The 24,137-nt window shown below is 39.8% G+C and carries 19 protein-coding genes; 9 read left to right on the forward strand and 10 right to left on the reverse strand.

Translation table 11 applies throughout. The annotated features are described in order from the left end of the window. Nucleotides 1-8: 8 nt before the first annotated feature. From F3059_RS12530 to F3059_RS12565, 8 genes are all read right to left on the reverse strand, one after another. A complete protein-coding gene (locus tag F3059_RS12530) occupies nt 9-3,389 on the reverse strand; it encodes a helicase-related protein (RefSeq protein ID WP_151169794.1) in 3,381 nt (1,126 codons plus the stop codon). Beyond that, nucleotides 3,389-3,586: a helix-turn-helix domain-containing protein gene (locus F3059_RS12535; protein ID WP_151169796.1), complete on the reverse strand. Its 198-nt coding sequence runs from the start codon at nt 3,584-3,586 to the stop codon at nt 3,389-3,391. Before F3059_RS12535 ends, F3059_RS12530 begins: the two co-directional genes overlap by 1 nt. Before the next feature lie 211 nt (nt 3,587-3,797). Continuing rightward, nucleotides 3,798-5,894 carry a ComEA family DNA-binding protein gene (locus F3059_RS12540; protein ID WP_151169798.1) on the reverse strand — a complete coding sequence of 699 codons (2,097 nt, stop codon included), beginning with the start codon at nt 5,892-5,894 and terminating at the stop codon, nt 3,798-3,800. Further along, nucleotides 5,884-6,702: a PorV/PorQ family protein gene (locus F3059_RS12545; RefSeq protein WP_151169800.1), complete on the reverse strand. Its 819-nt coding sequence runs from the start codon at nt 6,700-6,702 to the stop codon at nt 5,884-5,886. Before F3059_RS12545 ends, F3059_RS12540 begins: the two co-directional genes overlap by 11 nt. A gap of 67 nt (nt 6,703-6,769) precedes the next feature. After that, nucleotides 6,770-7,258 (reverse strand): 5-(carboxyamino)imidazole ribonucleotide mutase, encoded by a 489-nt coding sequence (gene purE / locus F3059_RS12550; RefSeq protein ID WP_151169802.1) that lies wholly within the window; start codon nt 7,256-7,258, stop codon nt 6,770-6,772. After that, entirely contained in the window at nt 7,255-8,391 is a 1,137-nt protein-coding gene (locus F3059_RS12555; RefSeq protein ID WP_151169804.1) for a 5-(carboxyamino)imidazole ribonucleotide synthase, read from the reverse strand. The genes purE and F3059_RS12555 overlap by 4 nt, the downstream gene beginning before the upstream one ends. A gap of 87 nt (nt 8,392-8,478) precedes the next feature. Further along, complete coding sequence (locus tag F3059_RS12560) at nt 8,479-9,111, reverse strand: hypothetical protein (RefSeq protein WP_151169806.1); 633 nt, start codon at nt 9,109-9,111, stop codon at nt 8,479-8,481. 12 nt (nt 9,112-9,123) lie between these two features. Continuing rightward, nucleotides 9,124-12,006 (reverse strand): T9SS type A sorting domain-containing protein, encoded by a 2,883-nt coding sequence (locus tag F3059_RS12565; protein ID WP_151169808.1) that lies wholly within the window; start codon nt 12,004-12,006, stop codon nt 9,124-9,126. Nucleotides 12,007-12,308: 302 nt separating this feature from the next. On the opposite strand from F3059_RS12565, the gene hpt reads away from it, so the two are divergent. From hpt to crcB, 5 genes are read left to right on the forward strand one after another with little or no spacing between them, the layout of a single operon-like run. After that, a complete protein-coding gene (gene hpt / locus F3059_RS13845) occupies nt 12,309-12,848 on the forward strand; it encodes a hypoxanthine phosphoribosyltransferase (protein ID WP_151169912.1) in 540 nt (179 codons plus the stop codon). A gap of 10 nt (nt 12,849-12,858) precedes the next feature. Then, nucleotides 12,859-13,431, forward strand: a complete 573-nt coding sequence (locus F3059_RS13850; protein WP_151169810.1) for an adenylate kinase — start codon at nt 12,859-12,861, stop codon at nt 13,429-13,431. A gap of 9 nt (nt 13,432-13,440) precedes the next feature. Beyond that, nucleotides 13,441-14,463, forward strand: a complete 1,023-nt coding sequence (gene obgE / locus F3059_RS12580; RefSeq protein ID WP_151169812.1) for a GTPase ObgE — start codon at nt 13,441-13,443, stop codon at nt 14,461-14,463. Then, nucleotides 14,456-15,061, forward strand: a complete 606-nt coding sequence (locus F3059_RS12585; protein WP_151169814.1) for a phosphatase PAP2 family protein — start codon at nt 14,456-14,458, stop codon at nt 15,059-15,061. Before obgE ends, F3059_RS12585 begins: the two co-directional genes overlap by 8 nt. Beyond that, nucleotides 15,046-15,423 (forward strand): fluoride efflux transporter CrcB, encoded by a 378-nt coding sequence (gene crcB / locus F3059_RS12590; protein ID WP_151169816.1) that lies wholly within the window; start codon nt 15,046-15,048, stop codon nt 15,421-15,423. Before F3059_RS12585 ends, crcB begins: the two co-directional genes overlap by 16 nt. A gap of 23 nt (nt 15,424-15,446) precedes the next feature. On the opposite strand, the gene F3059_RS12595 is transcribed toward crcB, so the two are convergent. Continuing rightward, nucleotides 15,447-16,964 carry a SulP family inorganic anion transporter gene (locus F3059_RS12595; RefSeq protein WP_151169818.1) on the reverse strand — a complete coding sequence of 506 codons (1,518 nt, stop codon included), beginning with the start codon at nt 16,962-16,964 and terminating at the stop codon, nt 15,447-15,449. Nucleotides 16,965-17,128: 164 nt separating this feature from the next. Between F3059_RS12595 and F3059_RS12600 the strand changes: the two genes are divergently transcribed. The 4 genes from F3059_RS12600 to F3059_RS12615 are packed head-to-tail and all read left to right on the forward strand — an operon-like array spanning nt 17,129 to nt 22,332. Beyond that, entirely contained in the window at nt 17,129-17,794 is a 666-nt protein-coding gene (locus tag F3059_RS12600) for a TetR/AcrR family transcriptional regulator (protein WP_151169820.1), read from the forward strand. After that, a complete protein-coding gene (locus tag F3059_RS12605; protein WP_151169822.1) occupies nt 17,791-19,542 on the forward strand; it encodes a peptidase domain-containing ABC transporter in 1,752 nt (583 codons plus the stop codon). Before F3059_RS12600 ends, F3059_RS12605 begins: the two co-directional genes overlap by 4 nt. Beyond that, entirely contained in the window at nt 19,523-20,905 is a 1,383-nt protein-coding gene (locus F3059_RS12610) for an HlyD family secretion protein (RefSeq protein ID WP_151169824.1), read from the forward strand. The genes F3059_RS12605 and F3059_RS12610 overlap by 20 nt, the downstream gene beginning before the upstream one ends. Further along, nucleotides 20,905-22,332, forward strand: coding sequence for a TolC family protein (locus F3059_RS12615; protein ID WP_151169826.1), 1,428 nt, complete (start codon nt 20,905-20,907; stop codon nt 22,330-22,332). Before F3059_RS12610 ends, F3059_RS12615 begins: the two co-directional genes overlap by 1 nt. A gap of 21 nt (nt 22,333-22,353) precedes the next feature. Here F3059_RS12615 and F3059_RS12620 read toward each other — a convergent pair whose 3' ends face one another. Beyond that, nucleotides 22,354-24,129 (reverse strand): AMP-dependent synthetase/ligase, encoded by a 1,776-nt coding sequence (locus tag F3059_RS12620; RefSeq protein ID WP_151169828.1) that lies wholly within the window; start codon nt 24,127-24,129, stop codon nt 22,354-22,356. Nucleotides 24,130-24,137: the final 8 nt, after the last annotated feature.

A 24,137-nucleotide genomic window follows, 5' to 3' on the forward strand; every position in this document is an offset into this window, starting at 1 on the left:
CGCCATATTTAAACGGAGACCAAAAACCAGGTTATTAAATCAAAATTTTCTAATCTATATTTCTCGTCCACTTTCACGTTTTGTTTCACCCGTTCTACCGCAGATTTCTCGCCCTTTCTCAGTTTAGCCAGCACATCTTTAGCTTCTTTGCCCATGGTCTTTTTAGTGCTGCCATCTTCTTGTTCAGCTACCTCTGCAGCTTGACTGTCTAAATAGGCTTTCAGTGATTTAACCAATCTTTGAATTTCATTCTCATTTCCTTTATCAATTGCATCGGGTACATATCGTTCCCTATCCTTGTGATAAGTGATCGCATCCAGGACCTCCTTTTGATTAAGCAGAACCAATTGTCCATTATTATTGATATAGATCAGGTCAAAAACCTTGTATTCATGCGTTTTAGCCTTCTGAGGTCTGTTTGGATAACCTAACAGGGCGATGATACCGTCTTCGGGACAAATTGCAGCATCCGCTTTGAAACCGGAATAAACGCCCTTTGGCATGTGTTGGTATTTGGCTTTGTCCTTGTTAAACTCTTCCATTAAATCCTGACGATAACGTTCCAGTGACAAGTCATCAAAACCCAATCCCTGATCACTCACTTCAATGTCTTCCCAGGAAGTTTGCATTTGCTTCATCATTCTCTCTTTGAGACGACTCTCAAGGTTTTCGTCTTCAGCCATTTCTTTGAAGGTTTCAGAAAAATCCAACTGGACTTCTGATCCAGCTAATTTCATAGCTGCCATGCGTTGTTCTATTCTGCCCTGTAAATCGAGGTAACTATTAATGTTGTTCGAAGGCCAGAAATTGATTCCAAATATTTTTTCATTCGGTGAGCCCAGCCGGTCAATACGTCCCATTCGCTGAATAATCCGAACAGGATTCCAGTGAATATCGTAATTGATAACCATGTCGGCATCCTGTAAATTTTGTCCTTCACTCAGCGTATCCGTGGCAATCAGAATGTCGATAGGGCTTTGAAGTTTCACATACGTTTTAGGATGGTTCTCTTTCACCCAGGCGATCCAATTTTGATATGCTGCCCAGTCGCCCTTTTTGATGTCGAAATCCCATTCTTTTTCTTTAAACAGTTTGGTGTAGGGAGCGAAGCGTTCCAGAATGGGTTCAAAGAGTTTGCTTTCCTCATCCGTATCAGAAGCCAAAGAGCCGGAACCTGAAACCATGGCTAACTTGTCATAGCCTCTGGATTTTAATTGCTTAAACAAGTATTCAGCGGTATCCCGGTAAACAGTGAATATGACTACTTTTTGATTGTTGGCATTATGGCTTGATTGTCTTTTCTGTTCAATCTGTTTGATCAATACTTCCAGTTTATGATCAGCGGAATTGTGGTTTGTGGGTTGTATGGTTTCTTTTTTGATTCGCTCCTCAAACTTCAAAAGATTTAAGTATAGGCTATCCAGTGATTCCAAATCCTTTTTGAGGTCATCTTTAAAGTATTCCAGATTTCCAGCAGCATCAATATCTGATAATTTCACCTTTCTTTTCTTCCCCAGGGAATACTCTTCATATTCCGCTTCCAGTTCGTCATCTTCAAACAAGTCCTTGCGATCTTCTTTTAACGTATCGTTTTTCTTTTCTTGCTGAAATGCCTTTATCCAGTCTAATGCATTTTGATGGTGATCTTTGATTTTGCCGATTGTTGAAAAGAAAGAATTCCATGATGACTCCAATCTTTTAACCATTAATATATACAGCATCTTGACTAGAAAGAACTCCCTTTGTCTTTCATCATGAAGAACATCACTCTCAATTTTTTCTATATAAGCAGAAGGTTGATAACCTGAAAGCTTGGGAGGGAAGTGGTCGAATAACTCTTCAAAAGATTCGAACTTCCCAAGTTCATTGGGTGTAACAAATAAATTTTTTGGCCTTCCCTTTTTTGGAAACGTTAGTGCAGACTCTTGTCCCTCGATCATCTTTCTTGTCCGTGAAACGGTCAATGTATCTGTAAGCGTAAAGAAGTTGGCCGGAAGTTTTTTAATGAACTCCGATATTTTCGGTTCCGGTTCATTTCTCCATTCATTAAATGCTTTCTGCGCTGTTCTAAATGAATAGTCAAGGTTTCTCACTCCTAAAGACTCCTCATAACCATGAGTATTTCCCTGAACCATCAATTTGAACTGATTCCTGATGTCGTTCAAAGAGTTGTTAATTGGTGTAGCCGACAAAAGCAATACTTTAATGTCTTCATTTGGCTGGAGAACATGCTCCATTAAAAACTTGTAACGATTGGATTTATCATTCCTTAGGTTGTGGCTTTCATCAATAACAACCAATTTAGGTTTGTCATTGGTGAAATATTTATCTGCACGGTCAGTGTATTTTTCAAGTCTTTGATCAATTAAATCCGTGTGAAAACGGATTGAGTAATCTAATTGATCTTTTTCAAATCTTGATTCATGTTTTCTTTGATATCGTCTCCAGTTATGTTCCAGTTTCTTGGGGCATAATAGAAGTATCTCACGGCCTTGTAGTTGGAAAAATTTCATTACCGCAAGTGCGCTCCATGTTTTACCTAGCCCTACTGCGTCTGCAAGGATTGCTCCATTGTATTTTTGGAGCATACGAATTAAGCTAAGAGCCCCTTTTTTCTGAAAATCATAAAGTGTGTTATAAACCACTGAATTTTCAAGTCGCCCTACTTGTCGGTTGAATTCAGGATCATTTTCCTCTTCAAGTATTTGATTTCCGAATAGTTCAAAAAGTATTTTATAGTAAATATCCCTTGGTGAATACTTGATAAATATTCTCTCAATTTCATTGATAAGGTACTCCTTGAAATCAACTTTGGTTTTAGTCCCATCTTTATGCACTATGGTTTTCTGCTTATGAGCCTGGGGTCTTTTCCAAAGTGTTTCAAACCATTCTACCAGTTCTTTGTATTGGTTATTATTTCCTGTTTCGGCAATGTTTAATTCCACATTGCTAGTCTGCTTTAGTCCAATTCCGGCCTCAGTAAGATTGGAGCTACCCGAAATGAAGTATTTGTTTCTATCATCGTTTTTCGCTGGGTTAAAGAGGTAGTTTTTAGCATGGCAAAAATTTGGCTCAAGTGTTTTGGCTGATACTTTATCTTGTTTTAAAAATTTCACACATTCCTTAGAAACACTTTTGAGTTTTAAAGCTGCTTCAATAGTTATGTTTTCGTTTAGAAGGTCAAGAGGCCGGTTTTCCTCAAAGTCAATATTCACAATATCTCCAAGGACTAACCTATATTGTTCAACTTTATTATTTACAGTTTTGGAGAGGTATGCCAAAGCTCCAATAGTAAAGTATCCAGTTACAATATCAAGTTTACCTTCTTCGGTATACTTGCTTATCCACTCATGGACTTTCAGATTTTCGTTTTCGTTATCTAATATCATTAGTTACTGTCTTCAGCCTTAATCAATTCCTTAGGATTTACCCCCAATATTTTTGCTATTTCAAAAAGCACTTCCAACCGGGGTTGTTGTCTGTTTTGAACATACCCATTAACCATGTTGTAGCTCTTTCCAAGCTGTTCAGCCAACCATTTTTGCTTAATTCCTTTTACCTCAAGAACTTCTTTTATTCTGTTCATGTCTTCAATAAGTCAAGCACCTAATGTACGTTTAATATCTCGTTTTTCAATACAAAAAGCGTTCGAATAATTCTCAGTCTGTCCGAGATATAGTTAAAAGAACAGGCTCTTTTGGTTTTTCAGCGATGGCTTGTATGTAGGCAAAAACCAAATGTGCCTATTTGCGCGTTGGTCTTTTCAGCATGTTGCCCAAATCAACTTTAAAAGAATCTTAAAAACGAATTCTCATTTGTAAGCGCAGCTCTGTCTTGTGAGGCTGGTCGATTTGATTTAACCCTGCACTAATCTCATCAACATTACTGTAATAAGACTGCCCAAGCTTCGCCCAAACATCGAGGTAGCGAGTTGGTTCAAATTTCAACATTCCGTACCACCTGAATCCGCGATCAAAAAATGCCGGAATGCTAAAATAGTAGAGCACATCATTTTCGTAAGCATAAACGCGAGCGTTGTAACCCGTTACATCAAAGAGCGCCATTCTGCCCCAAAAAGACCATTTCGATTTGTTGGGATTGTACTTCACATCCTGAAAAAGTAAAAAACCGGTTGCCGGATCTTCATCCCCGTTTTGATAAAAAGTGTACTCAACACGGTTTCCCAAACTCAGGTTCTTAGAAACACTGTAATCAATATCGTACCTGAAATTATGCCTAACCTGATCGACAGGCACATTCACCGGACGTTCAGTCATTGTGGCGTTTCGCCTATCGCTTTCAGTTCTGTAGCGGACATACATTTCCACATAGCTACTGGGAGCGTAATCGAGTTGTGCGAGGTAATCTGCCCCAATTGAAGGAGCGTCAACTCTAAAGCTCATCCAGTCGTGTCGGTAGAAATCAGCGTAACCAGTGAAGTTCAACCTCGGTGCAACTTTGAAGCGCCCTCCAACATAAGTTCCTCTTTCATTTTGGTTGTTGCTCGACTCACCAAATGCCCTCGCATAAACCGAATGATAATCTTTTTGATAGTTGCGATTGATAACAACCATTTCGAGTCGTGGGTCGAGTTCAATTTGAGCTCCGCTAATGTATGCCCAACCTCCATTTCGCGAAACTGCCGCCTCTCCAAAGAAGTTGACCTTCCCTACAATCCAGTTTAAGTCAGCACTGGCATTGTATGTTTCAGCATCGTTTAAATCGAATTTGTTGTAAAGTCTCAAGTTACGGTTGAATGATCCATCGTAATTGTAATGAACTCCGGTTACCCCAAAATGGAAGTTATTTTTCTCGTAAGACACGTTTCCTCCCATGATCTGTTCATTCACTGCAGATTTATCGGCCATTTCACCCGGTGTTCTATGATAACCACTGGCCTGAAGAGAAGAGAAAACAATTTCATCAGAAGTGGCAGTATCATTTCCTTCACGGTTGGCGTCAACATTTTTGTTGCTGTAAAAAACAGTTGTTGAAATGGAATTTGACAATTCGATAGTTGCAGCCGCCCCACGCAAAAACAAGTTTTCATTAGCACTTGTGTAAGCTCTTAACTTTTGCCCATACCGTATTGCATTTAAAGCATTTGGTGTTTTACCAAATGAAAAGCCACTCCACAAAGCCAAACCCTGACCAAATTGTGCGTGATAATCTCCCAGCGCTAATTGCTTCACCGGACCAATATTCCTGGCAAAAACATGAGCCGAATAAAAATCAAAACCCTCTTTATTGTTTCCTGAAAAGAATTCTTCTCCTGCATCTTTATCACCAGTAAAACCAAAAGAAAGCTGGTTGGTAAACTGGTACCGGTAGCGCATATAAAGTCTTTCGGGAGAGCCGAGGTATCTGCGGTTTGGACTTTCTTCGAGTACCGAATCTGCTATTGGGCTAAATCCTTCCTGTTCCTCTAGTACACTGCTGTAACGCAAAAAGATATCGTGTCCACCGTATTTAAAAGCTCGTTTTAGATCGAAGCTCTTGTCATCTTTCACAGGGCTTGTGGTCACGAAAGGTAAAATTTGATTGATCGTATTCAGATCCAAACTCTCCACTTCACGCAATTCGTAAATGGTTTTCATTTCCCCAAATTGTGCAACATATGTAAGGATACCGGCAATTTGAAACGGTGAGAGTAAATTGAGTCTTTCAAGTTCTTCCCTATCTGTATTGTTGAGGTTAATCGGGAAGTCATAGTAGTAGCTCAAGTCATCGGTTAAAGTAGTGAAGTCAATGTTTTCGCTCTCGGCCTCCTCTGCTAAAAACTCGATGCGTTGCTGGATGACGGAATTTTTGATTTCCTCCCGGTTCTGACCGAAAAGAAAAGTTGAAAACGTGCAGGATAACAGCACCAGAATATGTTTCAACTCAAAACGCATAATGCATGGAGGCTTGTGGTGAATATCCTAGTATGTAGTGGTAAGAGGATGCTAAATCGATTGAAAATCCGCCAAAATTAAGCCCAAAACCAAAGCTGTTTTCAAAATGATTTGTCGAGAGTCCGCCTCTCAGATAAAGCATTTCAACGACTTTATATTCTGCTCCAATTTTCACATTAGCATCATTATCAAGGTCTTTTTGCACTTCGATATTTGTCGTGAGCTTTTCAGAGAACTCGTACCCTCCGCCAATTCTCAAAATAACCGGAATGCGCTCATCGTTGTAATCCGCAATTTTGGCGTAAGACGGGTTGTAGAGATGCGCTCCGATTGTGAGATCATCAGTTACTTTGGCCAGCATCCCGATCTCGGCTGTTAAAACTCCTGTGTTCCCGTAATAAGATTCCTGAAACCCGATGTGGTAATAATTCAGCCGAACACCGGCCGAGATGCGTTTCCCCAACTGCCTGGCGTAAGCGATTCCCGCTTTGGTTTCGTTGTATTGCGTGTAACCAAATTGCGATACTGAAACACCAAATGTCCCGGCATTTTCAGTTGGTAAAGCAAATGCTACCGCTTTTGTGGAGAGTTCGTTGAGCAAAAATCTGTTTTGGTAGCTGATGGCTGCTGTTGGCTTTTCCAAATAAGCCAGTGCGGCCTGGTTGTGGTGAATTGCCCACTCATCGACATTCGTGACAGCGGCATTTGACATGGCTGCTGCCCTGGCCCCCAGTTGTGGATTGTGCGTTTGCCCGCTCAACAAAAGAGAGCTAAAAATGGCAAACAGGAAAATTGATAAAAATTTCAAAGCGGTTGATTTTTCACAAATTAAAACAATCTGATGATTAATTGCTTTGCGAAAAAGTTAAATCCTTTTACTTATTAAATTTCTCTGCCTTATCGAGCACTTTTTCCTTTAATGATTTTTTGTAAGCTTCAATTTTGGTCAGAACCGAATGATCTCCGGAACCGATGATTTGAGCGGCTAGAATTCCAGCATTTTTAGCACCGTCAAGTGCGACAGTTGCTACTGGAACTCCGCCCGGCATTTGTAGAATACTCAAAACAGAATCCCATCCATCGATTGAGTTGCTCGATTTAACCGGAACACCGATAACCGGTAACGGAGTAATGCTCGCTGTCATTCCGGGTAAGTGGGCTGCACCTCCAGCTCCGGCAACGATTACTTTTATTCCGCGAGAATGTGCATTTTTCGCATAATCCATCATTCGCTCAGGTGTGCGATGAGCCGAAATAATTTCTTTTTCGTACTCTACACCCAGTTCATCGAGAATTTCTGCCGCTTCTTTCATTACCGGCCAGTCGCTATCACTGCCCATGATGATTCCTACCTGTGCGCTCATCGTGTTTTGATTTTAAGTGTGTCTTTAATCTTTTTTGCTTTCTCCTTAGCTGATTCCAATTCCTTATCAACAACTGTAACGTGTCCCATTTTACGATAAGGTTTCGTCTTCCATTTTCCGTAAAGGTGAACAGTTGCTCCTGAAATTGCCATTACTTCTTCGAGTCCCTCTACAAATGCTTCACCGGTGTGATCTTTTTCTCCAAGTAAATTCACCATTACAGATGGCGCTATAATTGAAGTATCCCCGAGTGGCATTCCGGTTATCGCTCTTAAATACTGCTCAAACTGAGAAGTGATATTTCCTTCGATTGTTTGGTGACCGCTATTGTGCGGACGAGGAGCAATTTCATTAACCATCACTTCTCCGTCTTTCGTGAGGAACATTTCTACTGCCAAAAGCCCCACTACTTTTGTCGATTCTGCAACCTGAGTTGCGAGGTCCTGGGCTTTTTGTTCTACTTCCTGGGAAATTGCAGCCGGACTAAAAAGATATTCTACCAGGTTAGCCTCCGGATTGAATTCGAGTTCAACAACGGGGAATGTTTTCACTTCTCCTTTTGTATTTCGGGCTACGATTACTGAGAGTTCTTTTTCAAAATCGATCAGATCCTCAAATACTGATGGCTCATGAAAGCCGTGAGTCACGTCCTTTTTGTCTCTCAGGATCTGAACACCTTTCCCGTCATAACCTCCTTTCCGGAGTTTTTGTACAACGGGTAACTCAATATTGTAGTCAAACGAATCTGAAAGAATGAAAGGTGCAGTTGGAATGCTATGTTCTTTATAAAATTCTTTTTGCGTTCCCTTATCCTGAATCATTCGCAGGATATGCGGTTGTGGATAAACTTCTACTCCTTCTTTCTCGAGCGTTTCAAGTGCATCTACATTTACATGCTCTATTTCAATCGTCAACAAGTCCAGGTTCTGACCAAAAGAAACGACAGTTGAATAATCCATCAAATCACCTTGTGTGAATGACGTTGCAATATCCTTGCATGGCGCTAGCTCTGAGGGATCGAGAATGTGAACAGATGCGTTGTAGTTGATCGCTTCCTGAATGAACATACGACCTAACTGACCTCCGCCAAGAATGCCGAGCTTGAAGTTTGAATTGTAAAATGCTTTATCCATGTGGCAAATATAGTGAACCAACACGTGAATAAAGGCGATAAAGATGTTTTGCTTTAAATGAGAAAAACTAGTAATGAATTAAAAATTCTACTCTACTAAGTCTTCTCTCAACCAAACATCTTTACCTATCCATAAAGCAATCATTCCCGTTCCTTTTTGAATGCAGAGGCTATCTAGAATATCCGTGCTATCTCGATACTCTTGTGCCCTATTTCTAAAGATGAAACTATTCTCATAAGTTTTACCATTAATTGAGATGGGGTGCAACAATTCGTTTAGTGTACCCTCAATTTCATTCCCAACGGGTGTCAACATTTTTTCACCACTACTCAGCGTGCTTTTTAATCTGTATTGATATCCTGTAGGATTTTTATTCTTATCACTAAATTCAAGTATATTAATAGAGTTACTTATTTCTATTGTTTTTTTTGCGTTTGACATTATAATTTCGAGATTACGCTCACACCCACATGAAGTTGATAAGACAGTACATGTTTCCTCATAGGCATCACTTTTTTCGCTTTTGATCAAGTTCAAACTAATATTATTATTAAATGAATCATTAGTAAAAGTAATTAAGGCATCCAGTTTTGGGTTAACTGTTACACTATGTAAAGCATTATTGTTGTCATATGATTTGCAATCAAACTCTTTTGAACACGATGAGCAAGAACTCAATGAAAAAATGAATAGTAAAGCGATAATATTTTGAGGTTTCATAATCGAAATTTTTTATTTTACAATTAACTTTACTACTTCTGTAGAATAAGGAGTATTTATTTTTAAAATATACTGACCCGGTGACAATGATCTATTTTGCAAGTCAATCGTAGCAGATTGAGAGTTGATTTTTTCGGTAAAAAACTCCCTCCCAGTCAAATCAAATAAATAAACCTCATTTATATTCTGATCCTCTTTTGCTTTAATAAAAAGCTTGTTTGATGTAGGGTTTGGATATATAACAATTCCTTTTGATACATCGCTACCTAGATTAGATGATACATTTAGTTTTTTACCATCACTACCACAATAAAACTGATCTAATCCAACAGGTTCATACGTACCATTTCTCACAACTCCACGATCAGTAAACGAACCTGTATTTGAGTCATAATAGAACGTTGCATTCGCTCCTGAGTTAATAACCATTGGATTCTCTCTTGATAAAGCACCGGGAACTCCAACAAATGGCCACTGGGCTGCCTGAGAAGGGTATTGATACATGAAAAACTGGTGTTTCCCGGCTGAAACTTCTCGTGCTGAAAATGAAGCATCCCAGTTGAGTTCATAATTTTCAAGCCACATTTTATCATCTCCAATCTCACGATTTAATACGCGTACTTCTTCACCGGTATCCATGTGATATTGCTTATCATTTCGGAACTGATGTTCGTGATCCCAATTATTACCTGTTTCATATTCATTATCTATAGGAGTAAAATCACCATTTGTAATAATGACATCGAAGGGGGTATAGTTATTGTTTCCCATTAAAGAAGAAACTCCATAGTTTGACTGAATGTCAAACTCTATATTACTCGGGTTCCACGAACCAGTAAAATCAATGGCACTCCCAACCGGGATAAAATTAAATGCCAAACCATTTGACTGTATTCCAGAAAGGAACTCAACTCCTAAACCAAATGTGGTATTTATTGTTGGTGGAGTCGGTGGAGCATAGGCTATTGCAAATGTGTTTTGCCAATCATACCATTCAAGTGTACTGGGTGAGTTTGAAAACTGGGGAAACTCACGAACTCTCCCGTAATAACTACCAGCCTCTACATCGATCGGGTACATACTCGTGCTATTAACATCAATCAGATCAACAAAAGAGTTAATGGTTAAACTCACTCCAAAAATATCGAAATTCAATTTTGGGACGAAAATATCGAGATTAGCATCTATCAATTTTCCATTCCCATGAGGAGAAGGGTTTACCTGAAGGGAAACATCAAAAATATTGACTTGCCACCAGAGTATATTCAATCTTGTCCTAAATCCACCATCAAAATAATGCGTACTATCTTTAACCATTTCATCACCTGTATAGGCATTAATCTGATTCTCTGAATTGAGCATACCATTAGCAATAGCTGTTTTTTTAGCATATTTAGGGTAGTTCCCCATAGCATCCAACTCGTTAAACAACTGGATTCCTTCACTATGCCTGTGGTACCTGTTAAACACATCTTTTGTATCCATGTGATAAATCAGCATCTGTTTAACTGATTGCATATCGATCATTTCTGCACGAAGTTCTGTTGCAAATTCATCCATAATACCTCGCGCAAACCCGGGTATGACGGAATAAAGGTCACTAGCTCCTTTGTATATATGTTGAAACGCTAAAGGAACATTAGCTCCTTGTTGTGGAGCATCTACACTAACAAATAGTCTTGTGTTGTGTAATTTATAAGGTTTACATCCTTCATAGTTAATATTACCCGGTTGCTCCATCCATGTCAATGCATAACGACCGATAAGTCCTCCCATAGAATACCCCATGACAACGAATTGCTCTTCACTATTGGGGTATTTTTCACACTTCAGGTATTCCAATAGATTTACCACATCTAAAGCGTTTGCTCTTATATCTCTTCCTGAATTATCATATCGAACAACATAAATATCATACCCTGAAAGTTGTAATTCATTAAGTTCAGATCTTTGTAAATCGTAATAATCTCTTGAAAAGTCTCTTCCATTAAAAGGATCAAATCCCGTTAAGAAAACTATGGCTTTCTGATTCTCTTCTGGTATATTCTCGCAAGCATTATCATAAACACCAACTTCAAGCTCACCCTCATAAATAGTGTCACTTGGGAGTTTCGGTATATCATTAGAAGAAACCTTAAAGGCTGAGTGATTCTTTTTAAATGTAAACTGTTCTTCTGTATTGTGAATCCTGTAAGTAATTTCATAAGTTCCTTTTGATGGATAGGTTACAGATATATAGTTGATTGAACCTCCGCTAATTGTTTGAAACCCATTTCCATCTCCAAAGTCTATTTGAAAGGAACCGTTCGTGTATTCATTAGAATTAGGAATATCTGACAATAAGAACTGAGGATCTATCTTAAATACTACTTCCCTAAACTGAGATGTGTTTTTGAAGGTAACTCCTTTAAAAAGTTGGTGATTCGTATAGGGTGACGATGGCCTACTTGGGTTATCTGTAATTACGTTATTTGGTATATCAAAATTAAAATACGTTCCGGAATTAAACACAGTAGAATCAATGAACCTGTGATAATTGTAGTTCATTGCTAAAATGGGAACAGTATCATATTTCACTTTATTGAGTTCTTCGAATAGTGTTTCTGTTTCAGTGTGAGTAGTGGTATCATAAGCCATATAATACAACTCTTCATACATTCCCCACCATTCATTGAGATGAATCGTGCTATCTGTGTAATGATCCCATCGCCAGTCTGGAGTCATCCTGGCAGACATATCAAATAAGTGAGTTGAATTATTAGGAGGATTCAACTGGCCAAACATGTGGCGGAGTTGACTATTGACATTAGCTGTTATGCTATCATTTACCTGAGCATTAACAGTATTTACAATAATTGAGCAAAATACGATGATTAATAGATTAGACTTTTTCATAACTGTATAACTTTGGGTTAAATCTTTTATGAAGGTATGAAAAAGAATATAGAAATCAATACTTTATGATAATAAAGTGTATATTAACCATCTTTTAATAGTGCTCTTTACCTCATCGAGCCTTGTATAGCCGCAGATGAGATTTTTGTTAAAAAACTTATTTTTAACATTAAATTAACCTTGATGTATACTTTCCCCATCCCTAAAATCAAAAAATAAAGTTGCCAACTTTTTTTACAAGTGTGATTTCAAATCACTTTGACTGAGCATTATGGAAAATATTACCTTTGCGCTTTCGTATTATGGGGTTAATTAGGATAAAAGACAAGCAGTTTGAGCCTTTCATCACGCATGATGAAATTGAGAAAAGGATTGTTGATGTTGCTTCGAAGATAAACGATGATTATGCGGGTCAGACCCCAATTTTTCTTCCGGTTCTGAATGGAGCATTCATGTTCAGTGCTGATCTTATGAAACATGTGGAGCTGGATTGTGAAATTCAGTTTGTGAAATGTGCATCATACAGTGGCACAGAATCTACCGGAAAGGTAAAACAGTTGATCGGTGCACCAACTGATATTGAAGGTCAGTCGATTGTCATCATTGAAGATATTGTAGATACCGGAAGGACAATTGATGTACTGGTGAACGAGCTCAAAAAACACAATCCAGCTTCAATAACAATTTGCAGCTTGCTTTTAAAACCCGATAGTTACAAGCTGGGGCATAAGATTGATTATGCCCTTTTTAAAATTCCCAACGACTTCATCATCGGCTACGGTTTAGATTATGATGGAGCCGGCAGGAACCTAAAAGATATTTATAAAATTGTAGAAGATTAAATCTATAGATATGTTGAATTTAGTGTTGTTCGGCCCTCCCGGTGCTGGAAAAGGGACTCAGTCAGAAAGAATACGCGACCACTACGGTCTAATCCACCTATCAACCGGTGACATATTCAGAGCCAATATCAAAGGTGAAACTGAACTGGGAAAAGAAGCAAAAAGCTATATCGATAAAGGCGAGTTAGTTCCTGATTCGCTCACCATAAAACTTCTCGAAAGTGAAGTTGATAAACACCAGGATGCGAACGGTTTCATCTTTGACGGATTCCCTAGAACTGTCAACCAGGCTGAAGCTTTGGATAAATTCCTCGCGAGAAAACAAACTGAAGTAACCAAAATGGTTGCCCTTGAAGTTGAGGAAGAGGAATTGATCAAGCGCCTATTGGAGCGCGGAAAAGAAAGCGGAAGAGCTGATGACCAAAATGAAGGGATCATCCGCAACAGAATTGAAGAGTACCAAAAGAAAACGGCTCCGCTCAAAGATTACTACCGCAACCAGGATAAGTTTGAGAGTATTGACGGTGTTGGTGAAATCGATGAAATCACCAACCGTTTGTATCACGCAATTGAAAAGAAGTAAGCTGATTTAATGAGTAAGAACCGCAAAGAGCAACAATCAAATTTTGTTGATTACGTCAAGATTCACTGTACTTCAGGAAATGGAGGTAGCGGATCTGCTCATTTAAGACGTGAAAAGTTTGTACCAAAAGGCGGCCCAGATGGCGGTGATGGCGGTAGAGGTGGTCATGTAATTGTCAAAGGCAACAAACAGCTTTGGACTTTATTACACCTGAAATACCGCAAACACGTAAAAGCCGGTCACGGTGGCGATGGTGGAAAGCAGCGCTCAACAGGAGCCCAGGGTGAGGATTTGATTTTAGAAGTTCCACTCGGAACCGTTGCCCGCGATGCAGAGACCAATGAAATAGCTTTTGAAGTTACCGAACACAACGAAGAGCATGTATTGCTTTACGGTGGTCGTGGCGGACTGGGAAACACGCATTTCAAATCATCAACCAATCAGACCCCGCGTTACGCTCAACCGGGCGAAGAAGGTGATGAGAGTTGGAAGGTTCTCGAACTAAAGCTCCTCGCTGATGTGGGCCTTGTTGGTTTTCCAAATGCAGGGAAATCTACGCTACTTTCAGTTCTGAGTGCTGCCAAACCTGAAATTGCAAATTATCCATTTACAACACTCACCCCTAACCTGGGGATGATCTCATACCGTGACGATCGCAGTTTTGTGATGGCCGATATTCCGGGAATCATCGAAGGAGCTGCTGAAGGAAAAGGTTTGGGGATTCGATTCTTGAGACACATTGAGCGAAATGCCGCTCTGCTATTTATGGTTCCGTGTGACAGTGACGATGTAAAGCACGAATACGAAGTACTCATAGGGGAGTTGAAAAAGTACAATCCACAATTACTCGATAAAAACCGTGTTTTGGCGATCACTAAAGCTGATATGCTGGATGAGGAGCTAATCGCAGAGCTCAAAGAGGAGCTCCCTACCGATATACCATATGTTTTCATTTCATCAGTTGCGCAAACAGGACTTGCCGAGCTTAAAGATAAACTATGGCAAGCCATAGAAATTCCGGAAGATGCTTGAGTCGATTATTGAAATAGATCAACGACTATTTTTGTTTCTCAACGGTTTGCAGTCAAACTTTTGGGACGAGTTCTTTTGGATTATTACGGAAACCAAAACATGGATTCCATTCTACTTTTTTCTTTTTGTGAAAACGTGGCATCACCTCAGCGCTGGCTATCAGGTTAAAATGTGGAAGAATTTAGGAATGCTTGCTGTTGCCGTTGGCGCCACAATCACTCTTGCTGATCAAACGACTTCAGGTTTCATGAAACCGTTTTTCGAGCGACTAAGACCTTCTCATGATCCGGTGACAGCTCCGTTCACAGAGTTTTACGAATACGCAAAAGGACATGTTTACAAAGGCGGTAAATTCGGTTTTGCATCGAGTCATGCAGCAAACTCGTTTGCTTTATTTGGCTTATTATCAATGATTTTCAAAAATAAGAGTATCACAATCACCCTTTTAGTTTGGGCTTTCTTTGTATCTTATTCCCGTATTTACCTGGGCGTCCACTACCCCGGAGACATTTTAGTTGGCGCAATGATCGGAACCCTGTACGGCTTGCTCGTGGGGTATTTGCTCAATAAGTTACACTCCGCATGGATTGGAAAATAATAGCATACGTTTTTTTGGGTGGCGGACTGGGATCAGTTTGTCGGTTTGGGGTTTCGGTTCTGACCGTGAAAAACTTTGACCAAAATTTACCGCTGGCTACGCTCATTTCTAATTTACTTGCCTGTGTAATTTTAGCATTGAGTATTGGTGCTTACAGCCAGTTATCAGGAAGGTTTGACTGGATAAGGCCTTTTGTTGTCGTTGGTTTTTGCGGTGGATTTAGCACCTTTAGCACTTTTGGTTACGAAACTGTATTGCTGCTCAAATCGCAACAGTACGGAATAGCCGCATTGAATATTTTGGTGAGTCTCGTTCTTTGTTGTGCAGCAATTTACGCGCTGATCAAGTTGCCGGTTGACTGATCAATTCAGTTCTCTTTTGAATACTAAATCGAGTTTTGCATCCCTTTGAATTCAACCGTGATGTTTCTATCTGCAGCAGAATCTTTGAAGTTATCGAGCGCTTCACGGATATCACTATCGATAAACGTAGATTGAGAAGCATCGATCACGAGATGACTATTTTCTTTCACTTTTTCGAGCTGACTTAAAATCAAAGCTTTGTTGATAAAGGTGACATCTTTATTGAATCGCATTTCGTAATCTCCATCAGCTTCAGAAAATGTAAATGCTTTTCTAAAGTTTGATCTTATGACAAATAAGAGTCCAACCGCTATTCCAATCCCGATACCAACCAGGAGATTTGAAAACATTATGGCAATGATTGTAACGGCAAAAGGAATGAACTGATCTTTCCCCTTTTTATACATGTTGGTGATGATTTTTGGCTCAATCAGCTTGTAACCAACCATCAAAAGAATAGCCGCTAAACAGGACAAGGGAATTAAGTTTAAAAAATCTGGAATGAGGTAAATACAAACGAGAAGTAAAACCCCGTGAAGGATAGCACTCAACTTTGTTTGTCCGCCTGCTGAAATATTAGCCGTACTGCGAACAATCACAGCTGTAACCGGTAACCCGCCAATTAATCCTGAAACAACATTTGAAACTCCCTGTGCCCGCAATTCCCTGTTAGCTGGAGAAATTCTTTTTTTCGGATCCAGTTTGTCTGCTGCTTCCAGACTGAGTAGCGTTTCAAGACTGGCAACCATCGCTACAGTGACAGCAATTGCATAAAGGTTTGTATTACCCAGAGCTGAAAAATCAGGAAGGGTAAACTGTGCCGCAAAATCCATTAAGTTATCAGCAATTGGTAAATCGACAAGGTGAGATTTTTCAATTTCTAAGTCGGGAAACTGCAATTTGAACAATGAATTTAAACCAATCCCGAGCAAGACAACCCACAACTCTGCCGGTATGTAAGACAGTAGTTTTAAATTACTCAACCTGGTTGATTTGAGCAGAATTAAAACTAACAAACAAATCATACTCACGATCAGAGCCCCGGGATGAATAAAATTGATAGCGTTGATAATCTCAGAAAAGGTGTTTTCCTGATCGACCTGGATAAACTCCATATCCCCTTCAGGATCTACATCGTAACCAAAAGCGTGTGGTATTTGCTTGAGTATCAAAATCAACCCGATAGCCGCCAACATTCCTTTGATGACTGAGGTGGGGAAATAATATCCGATAACCCCGGCTCTGACCACTCCTAAAATAAACTGTAATACTCCGGCCATAATAACAGCCAGTAGAAAGATTTCATAAGACCCCAGTGTTTCAATTCCATTGTACACGATTACTGTTAGCCCGGCTGCAGGACCACTAACTGAAGTATGCGAACCGCTCAAAATACCGGCAACAATTCCACCAACAATACCGGAAATCAATCCCGAAAACAATGGTGCTCCTGATGCCAAAGCAATTCCAAGACATAATGGAAGCGCTACGAGAAATACAACAATTGAGGCTGGTAAATCCTTGCCTACATACTTGAACATTTGGACTCTTTTGAATTTTCTGGTTTAGGGTTTGTCAGATTTAGAATTAATACAATGTAAATGTAATAATTCATGACTCTTCGATAACAATCCTTAACAAAAAAATGTACATACATTTAAAATGATAGTATTACTATTGCATTTGTTAATTCGCATAACCCATTATGATCCAGATCAAGTTAAATGAGAAAATTTACATAAAGGATCCTGAAACGAGCGAATTGGGACGCATGATCGTTAGCGACTCAATAACGCTCATCGATAAATGGGGGCTTGAAAACTTCACATTTAGGAAGCTATCAAAAGAGATCAATTCAACAGAGGCTTCTATTTACCGATATTTCGAGAATAAATACCAATTACTCGCCTATCTCAACAGTTGGTACTGGAACTGGATGGAATACAGGGTAAACTTTTCAATCAACAATATTGTTGACCCTTACGCTAAACTTGAAATAATTATTGAGCTTTTGACTCAACCTATTGAAAGAGACCCTAATTTTACCCACATTGATGAAAAAGCCTTACACCGAATTATCATCAGTGAAAGTGCCAAAACTTACTTGAGGAAAAATGTTGATGAAACCAACAAAGAAGGGTATTTCAAGAGTTACAAATCGCTCACAAAACAGCTCGCAAATATTATTCGTGAAATTACTCCTGAATACAAATATGCAGAGAGTTTGATATCACTGATTATAGAAGGAGGTCATAGTCAGGTTTATTTTGCAGATCATTTACCATCTTTGACAAATGTAAATGAGAAAAATTGTTCCTTAGTTGAGTTTTGTAAAGACATCGTATTCTCAGTTATTAAAAAAAATAAATGATTGAAGAAGAAGTAGATAAAAAAACCTCAAAGAAGAAAAACCCAGTTTATGATTTCTTCAACCTGTTGTCACCAGACAAGAAGGACATCATTTACATGCTCACCTATACCGTTTTTAACGGGTTGGTGAACTTGATTTTACCTCTGGGAATTCAAGCTATTATTGGTTTGATAATGGGAGGTGCCGCACTTTCATCATCCTGGGTTATACTTGTTATTGTGGTTACGCTTGGAGTCATGTTTAGCGGTAGTATGCAAATCATGCAACTGTTTGTAGCTGAGGTTATTCAACAGCGTATTTTTACAAGAGCATCTTTTTCCTTTTCATGGCGGATACCCAAGTTTAAAACAGAAGGACTTCAAGACCTCTACCCACCGGAACTGATGAACCGCTTTTTTGATACAATGACAATTCAAAAAGGACTTTCAAAACTCCTCATCGATTTTGTATCGGCCATCATTCAAATCATTTTCGGACTCTTATTACTAGCGGCCTATCACCCGGTATTTATAGCATTCAGCTTGCTTTTGATTGTTATGCTTTATGTGATTTTCAAATTCACAGGTGCAAAAGGTCTCAATACCAGCATAAAGGAATCAACCTATAAATACCAATTAGTTTACTGGCTTGAAGAAATGGCCAGGACTATGGATACTTTCAAGATCATCGGTAAATCGAAGCTTCCTTTCAAGAGAACAGATTCTCTAGTTGTCAACTATCTCGGTGCAAGAAAAAAACACTTCAACATCCTTGTTTATCAGTACGGAAGTATCATCCTGTTCAAAACCATTATAACTGCCGGCTTACTGATAGTTGGTTCATTACTTGTGATCGAACAGGAAATCAACCTGGGTCAGTTTGTGGCTGCAGAAATCATCATTCTTATTATTTTAACATCAGTAGAAAAACTCCTTCTCAGTATCGAAACTATCTACGATGTTTTAACCGCTACTGACAAGCTGGGTGTTGTGACAGATGTCGATATTGAAGATAACAGAGAAGGAAATGACGCCAATGAGCTTTTCGGAGATGAGAAAGCAATATCAGTAAAACTCAAAAACATAACATACAAAGGACTTCATGGCAGAGAGTTACTCAAAAGCATCGATCTCGAGATCAATAAAGGTGAACGGATTTGCATAACCGGTTACAACGGTTCTGGAAAAGGTATTTTAACCAATTTATTTTCAGGAATGCTCGAGGAATTCACCGGTGAATTGAGTTACAACGGTTACCCATTCGGCAACTTCCAGCTCGAATCGCTGCGTAGCAACATAGGTGATGTATTGCCGTACGAGGATGTATTCGATGGGTCAATTCTTGAGAATATTGTAATGGGCCGTGATATATCAATGAAAACAGTAAGAGAAGTTGTAGCAGCTCTCGGTATGGAGAATTTCATTCAGAACCAAAAGGACGGACTCAACGAACCAATTCTGGCTGAGGGGAAGTATCTCTCAAAAAGTGTTCTGAGAAAAATAAAAATTGCAAGAGCAATCGTTTGTGATCCAAAACTACTGGTCATGGAGGAGTTTATGCACAACCTCCAAAAAAGCGAAAGAGAACGATTGGCCAATTATTTAACTGATAAAAACCATCTCTGGACATTAATTGGGGTTTCAAATGATACGCTATTCGCATCAAAATGCGACAGAATATTAATCATGAAAGAAGGTCAAATTATAGACCAGGGAACATTCACTGAAATTAAAACTAAACCGTACTTCGATGAACTCTTTATTCAGTGATCATATGGAAGAACTGAGGGATCTAAAATCCCTTGGAACCATATCCAATATTCGGTTTGGTCGAATTTTGGCATACTGGTTAGTCGTGCTATTTGTAGCATTTGTGATCATTCTATTCCTCCCGTGGACACAGAATATCAATGCTACGGGTAAGGTGACCTCTCTGTCTCCAAGTGAAAGGCCTCAAACCATTCAATCGACAATTGACGGTAGAATTGAAAAATGGTTTGTGAGAGAAGGTCAAGCTGTTCAAAAAGGCGACACCATTATTCATATCTCTGAGATCAAAGATCAATATTTTGACCCTCAATTGATCGAGAGAACAAAGAATCAGGTTAAAAATAAAAAGCAGGCTGTTGAATCGTACAAAGAAAAAATCGATGCGCTAGAAGGTCAACTCGAACTGCAAGTGGAGGGTAAGCAAATCAAACTGAGCCAGGCGAGAAACAAATTAAAACAGTCAAAACTAAAAGTAACTGCAGACAGCATTGACTACGAAGCTGCAAAAGTGAATTTTGAAATCGCTGAAAACCAGCTAACTCGTCAACAAAATTTATTTGAACAGGGACTCAAATCAAAAACTCAACTTGAAAAGAGACAGAATAACCTTCAAAAAGAGCAAGCGAAATTGATCTCAGCTCAGAGTAAATTACTCTCCAGTCAAAATGAAGTGCTCAACGCAACGATTGAACTGGCATCTATCGAAAACGATTACAACGAGAAAATTGCTAAAACCAAAAGCACATTAGCTGAAGCGAGATATGGCCTTTCAGAAACTGAAGGATCGCTCAATAAATTGCGCAATCAATTGTCGAATTACGAAAAGCGCGTTGGCTACAGATATGTGACCGCTCCTTATGATGGATATATTGCAGAAACGCTACAGGGCGGAGTTGGTCAAAACATCAAACAGGGACAGGGAATCGTCAGGTTTGTGAAAAAGAATGCCAAACTCGCGGCAACACTTTATATTGATCCGGTTGATTTCCCGCTTGTACATGAAGGAAATAATGTAAGACTCCAGTTTGATGGCTGGCCTGCATTCGTATTCTCAGGATGGCCAAATTTATCGATCGGAACCTACCCGGCTGAAGTTGTGGGTCTAGATAATGTGAGTAGTAATAATAACAAGTTTAGAATTCTCGTTGCTCCTCCTGATGATGTAGATTGGCCAGAGCTCATAAGAATGGGTGGCGGAGTTAAAGGGTTTATCCTATTGGGTGAAGTTCCTGTTTGGTATGAGATGTGGCGTCAGTTTAACGGCTTCCCGCCAAACTTTTACGAGTCAATTGATGAAAACGCACCAAACTCAAACGCCAACAAAACAAAGATCAAAGTTGAACCAAAGCACGTGATCAAGTAATGAACAGGACTGCGATAATTCTAGCTTTTTTTTGCGTCTTTGGATCACAGGCTGTTCTTGCCCAAAACGATCAAGGCCAGTTGCTCACCTTTGAACAGTATATGTCATGGGTGAAAAACGAACATCCTCTGGCTAAAAACGCAAGGCTTCTTGTAGATCAGGCTGAGGGAAACCTGAGGTCTGCGAGAGGTAGCTTTGATCCTCAACTCTACGGTGGTGTCAATCAAAAGAGATTTGCCGGATCTGAATATTACCACATATCAGAATACGGACTCAAGGTTCCAACATGGTTTGGGATAGAAGGAAAAGTCGCTTACGAATACAACCGAGGAACATATCTAAATCCCGAAAACAATGTTCCTGAGAATGGCTTACTTGTAGCTGGCATTAAAGTGCCGGTTGGAAAACGGCTCTTCATGGATCAACGGAGGGCGCAACTCCGCAAAGCTCAAGCCATGACGAATATGTCTCAGGCTGAGCGCACTCTCGAACTCAATCAACTTTTGCAGGATGCAGCATCAGCTTATTGGAAATGGTCGCAAGCTAATGCGTTGCTGAATATCGATCAAAACGCACTCGAGCTTACTCAGGAGCGGTTTGAAGGAATCGTTCAAAGCTATTTAGGCGGTGACTTACCGGCAATCGATACAACTGAATCATTTCTATCAGTTCAACAACAGCAGGTTAAAGTTATCGATGCCAGGCAAATGGTCATTGAAGCAAAGATGGAGTTGGAAACATTTCTTTGGAAAGATGAAGTTCCGCTAGAACTCGAAGATGATATGCAGCCCCAGGATCTGACCGATGAAGTGAAAACAAAAGAAATTGTGAACGACAGTGCTCAATCCTGGCTCAATAATATTTACAATCTGCATCCAAAGCTGAAGATGAACCGCGCTAAAATTCAGCAGGCTCAAATTGACAGAAGACTTAAACTCGAAAAGCTCAAGCCTCAATTAGATCTCTCTTACAATTACCTGAGTGGGTACGATGATTACGAAAATGCCGAGTTGCAGAGGGCTTACCTCAACAATAATTACAAATTCGGGATCGATTTTAAAATGCCCATTTTCATTCGAGATGGCCGCGGTGAAGTTGCTGCCGCAAACGCAAAACTCGACATGGCAAATTTTGAAATGTCGAGCGAGATGTTGAACGTGAAAAATAAGCTCAACGCTGCTATCAACAAGCTCATCAACCTCAATGAACAACTCAACATTCAAACCGAGGCGGTGATAAATTACGAGAGGCTACTCGAAGCCGAAGAGATTAAATTTGACAATGGAGAAAGCTCTGTCTTTCTCATCAACTCACGTCAAATGAAGCTCGTTTCGGCACAGGAAAAACTGACTGAACTACAACGTAAACACAAAATCGCTCAAACCAAAGTCATGGAGCTGAGCGGTGTGCTGTTTAGGCAGTTTTAACGGTCAGAGCCGAAACCTTCATCAACTGTAAATCTTCTCGATCAGGTGACTGTATTTATCGTGAACAACTCTCCGTTTGAGTTTTAGCGTGGGTGTGAGCTCACCGCCATCAATTGTCCATTCAGTTGCGCAGAGTTCCATTTTCTTTGGCTGTTCCCAGCGGCCAAGATGATCAGTGCAATTTGTCACTTCTTCCCAAATTCGATCAATCACCTTTTGGTTCTTAATAATTTCTTCTTTGTCAGAACCGCACTTTACATTGTGCTTCTTACACCAAAACTCAACGTTTTCAAAATTTGGAACCACAATTACCGCAGGGTGTTTTTTTCCTTCTCCCACGATAATGGCGTTTTCAATGAATCGAGATGATTTCAACATATTCTCAATGGGCTGTGGAGCCACGTATTTACCACCCGATGTCTTGAACATTTCCTTCTTGCGATCTGTAATTTTGAGGAAATCGTGTTTTGGTCCGGTAAACTCGCCAATATCTCCTGTGTGAAACCACTCTTTATCTGTCATGACCTCATCAGTTCGTTCTGGATCTTTGTAATAGCCCATCATCACGTTAGGACCTTTACACAAAATTTCACCGTCATCGGCAATTTTCACTTCAACATCATCCAGAACCCTACCAACAGTTCCAACCATGAAGCCTCTGTTATCCATTTCATTCACTGCAATGACAGGAGACGTTTCCGTGAGTCCGTAACCTTCCATAACCGGTATTCCGGCAGCATTGAAAACCCTCGACAAACGAGGTTGTAAAGCCGCACTCCCCGATGCTACAGCCTGTGCGTTTCCACCAACGGCTTCACGCCACTTGCTGAAAATCAGCTTATCGGCAATAGTGTGTTTGAATTTGTACCAGCCCGAGTTCTGACCGTAAGGCTCCCACTCTTCAGCGAGCGAAACAGCCCAAAAGAAAAGCGCTTTTTTGAGTCCGCTGAGTCCGGCACCTTTCTCGATAATTTTATCGTAAACTTTTTCCAGCAATCGCGGCACTGCCGTAAAAACCTGAGGTTTCACTTCTCGCAGGTTATCGCCAATTGTATCGAGTGATTCGGCAAAGTAAATACTCACCCCTGAAAGCATGTACAAATAGAGCAACATTCGTTCATAAATGTGGCAAACCGGCAAGAACGACAAACTACGCGAGTTAGGCGAAACCGGCAATCTTTTCTTACTGCCAATCGCATTTGACAGGATATTCCAGTGGCTCAACATCACGCCTTTTGGCAATCCTGTTGTGCCTGATGTGTAAATGATCGATGCCAGATCCTCAGATTTGACTTTACTTTTGAGTTCATCAACCTTTTCCTGGTATTGGTCAAATCCGGCATCCATTATTTTCGTCCAGTGATCAGCACCCTGGATTTGGTCAAAAGTGTACACAGCTTTGAGTGTTTCTACTTCATTTTCTATCGACCTCACTTTCCCGAGTAATTCTTCATCTGAAACGATGCAGAGTTTGATCTCAGCATGGTTGAAAATATACTTGTAATCTTCTTCTGAAATAGTTGGGTAAATTGGAACATCAACTGCTCCAACCTGTAATATTCCCATATCAGCTACACACCACTCTGGTCTGTTATTCGAAATAAGGGCAATTTTATCGCCCGGCTGAATGCCCATCGCGAGCAAGCCTCTACTAAAAGCATTAACGTGTTCAATCACCTCATCAGTGCTCCACTTTTTCCAATCGCCATTTTCCTTTGAGGATAAACACGCTGGTTGTGGAAATTGATCTTTTTGATAGTAAATAACATCAAAGAGCCTTTTCAATTCAGCCGACATACTTTTTT

It is taken from the genome of Salibacter halophilus (assembly GCF_008806325.1).
Taxonomy (GTDB): Bacteria; Bacteroidota; Bacteroidia; order Flavobacteriales_G; family Salibacteraceae; genus Salibacter; species Salibacter halophilus.

What these genes read in the sequence shown, in the direction of transcription:
- F3059_RS12530 (WP_151169794.1), bottom strand. Translation starts at nt 3,389, where the DNA reads ATGATATTAGATAACGAAAACGAAAATCTGAAAGTCCATGAGTGGATA.
- F3059_RS12535 (WP_151169796.1), bottom strand. Translation starts at nt 3,586, where the DNA reads ATGAACAGAATAAAAGAAGTTCTTGAGGTAAAAGGAATTAAGCAAAAA.
- F3059_RS12540 (WP_151169798.1), bottom strand. Translation starts at nt 5,894, where the DNA reads ATGCGTTTTGAGTTGAAACATATTCTGGTGCTGTTATCCTGCACGTTT.
- purE (WP_151169802.1), bottom strand. Translation starts at nt 7,258, where the DNA reads ATGAGCGCACAGGTAGGAATCATCATGGGCAGTGATAGCGACTGGCCG.
- F3059_RS12555 (WP_151169804.1), bottom strand. Translation starts at nt 8,391, where the DNA reads ATGGATAAAGCATTTTACAATTCAAACTTCAAGCTCGGCATTCTTGGC.
- F3059_RS12560 (WP_151169806.1), bottom strand. Translation starts at nt 9,111, where the DNA reads ATGAAACCTCAAAATATTATCGCTTTACTATTCATTTTTTCATTGAGT.
- F3059_RS12565 (WP_151169808.1), bottom strand. Translation starts at nt 12,006, where the DNA reads ATGAAAAAGTCTAATCTATTAATCATCGTATTTTGCTCAATTATTGTA.
- hpt (WP_151169912.1), top strand. Translation starts at nt 12,309, where the DNA reads ATGGGGTTAATTAGGATAAAAGACAAGCAGTTTGAGCCTTTCATCACG.
- F3059_RS13850 (WP_151169810.1), top strand. Translation starts at nt 12,859, where the DNA reads ATGTTGAATTTAGTGTTGTTCGGCCCTCCCGGTGCTGGAAAAGGGACT.
- obgE (WP_151169812.1), top strand. Translation starts at nt 13,441, where the DNA reads ATGAGTAAGAACCGCAAAGAGCAACAATCAAATTTTGTTGATTACGTC.
- F3059_RS12585 (WP_151169814.1), top strand. Translation starts at nt 14,456, where the DNA reads ATGCTTGAGTCGATTATTGAAATAGATCAACGACTATTTTTGTTTCTC.
- crcB (WP_151169816.1), top strand. Translation starts at nt 15,046, where the DNA reads ATGGATTGGAAAATAATAGCATACGTTTTTTTGGGTGGCGGACTGGGA.
- F3059_RS12595 (WP_151169818.1), bottom strand. Translation starts at nt 16,964, where the DNA reads ATGTTCAAGTATGTAGGCAAGGATTTACCAGCCTCAATTGTTGTATTT.
- F3059_RS12600 (WP_151169820.1), top strand. Translation starts at nt 17,129, where the DNA reads ATGATCCAGATCAAGTTAAATGAGAAAATTTACATAAAGGATCCTGAA.
- F3059_RS12605 (WP_151169822.1), top strand. Translation starts at nt 17,791, where the DNA reads ATGATTGAAGAAGAAGTAGATAAAAAAACCTCAAAGAAGAAAAACCCA.
- F3059_RS12610 (WP_151169824.1), top strand. Translation starts at nt 19,523, where the DNA reads ATGAACTCTTTATTCAGTGATCATATGGAAGAACTGAGGGATCTAAAA.
- F3059_RS12615 (WP_151169826.1), top strand. Translation starts at nt 20,905, where the DNA reads ATGAACAGGACTGCGATAATTCTAGCTTTTTTTTGCGTCTTTGGATCA.
- F3059_RS12620 (WP_151169828.1), bottom strand. Translation starts at nt 24,129, where the DNA reads ATGTCGGCTGAATTGAAAAGGCTCTTTGATGTTATTTACTATCAAAAA.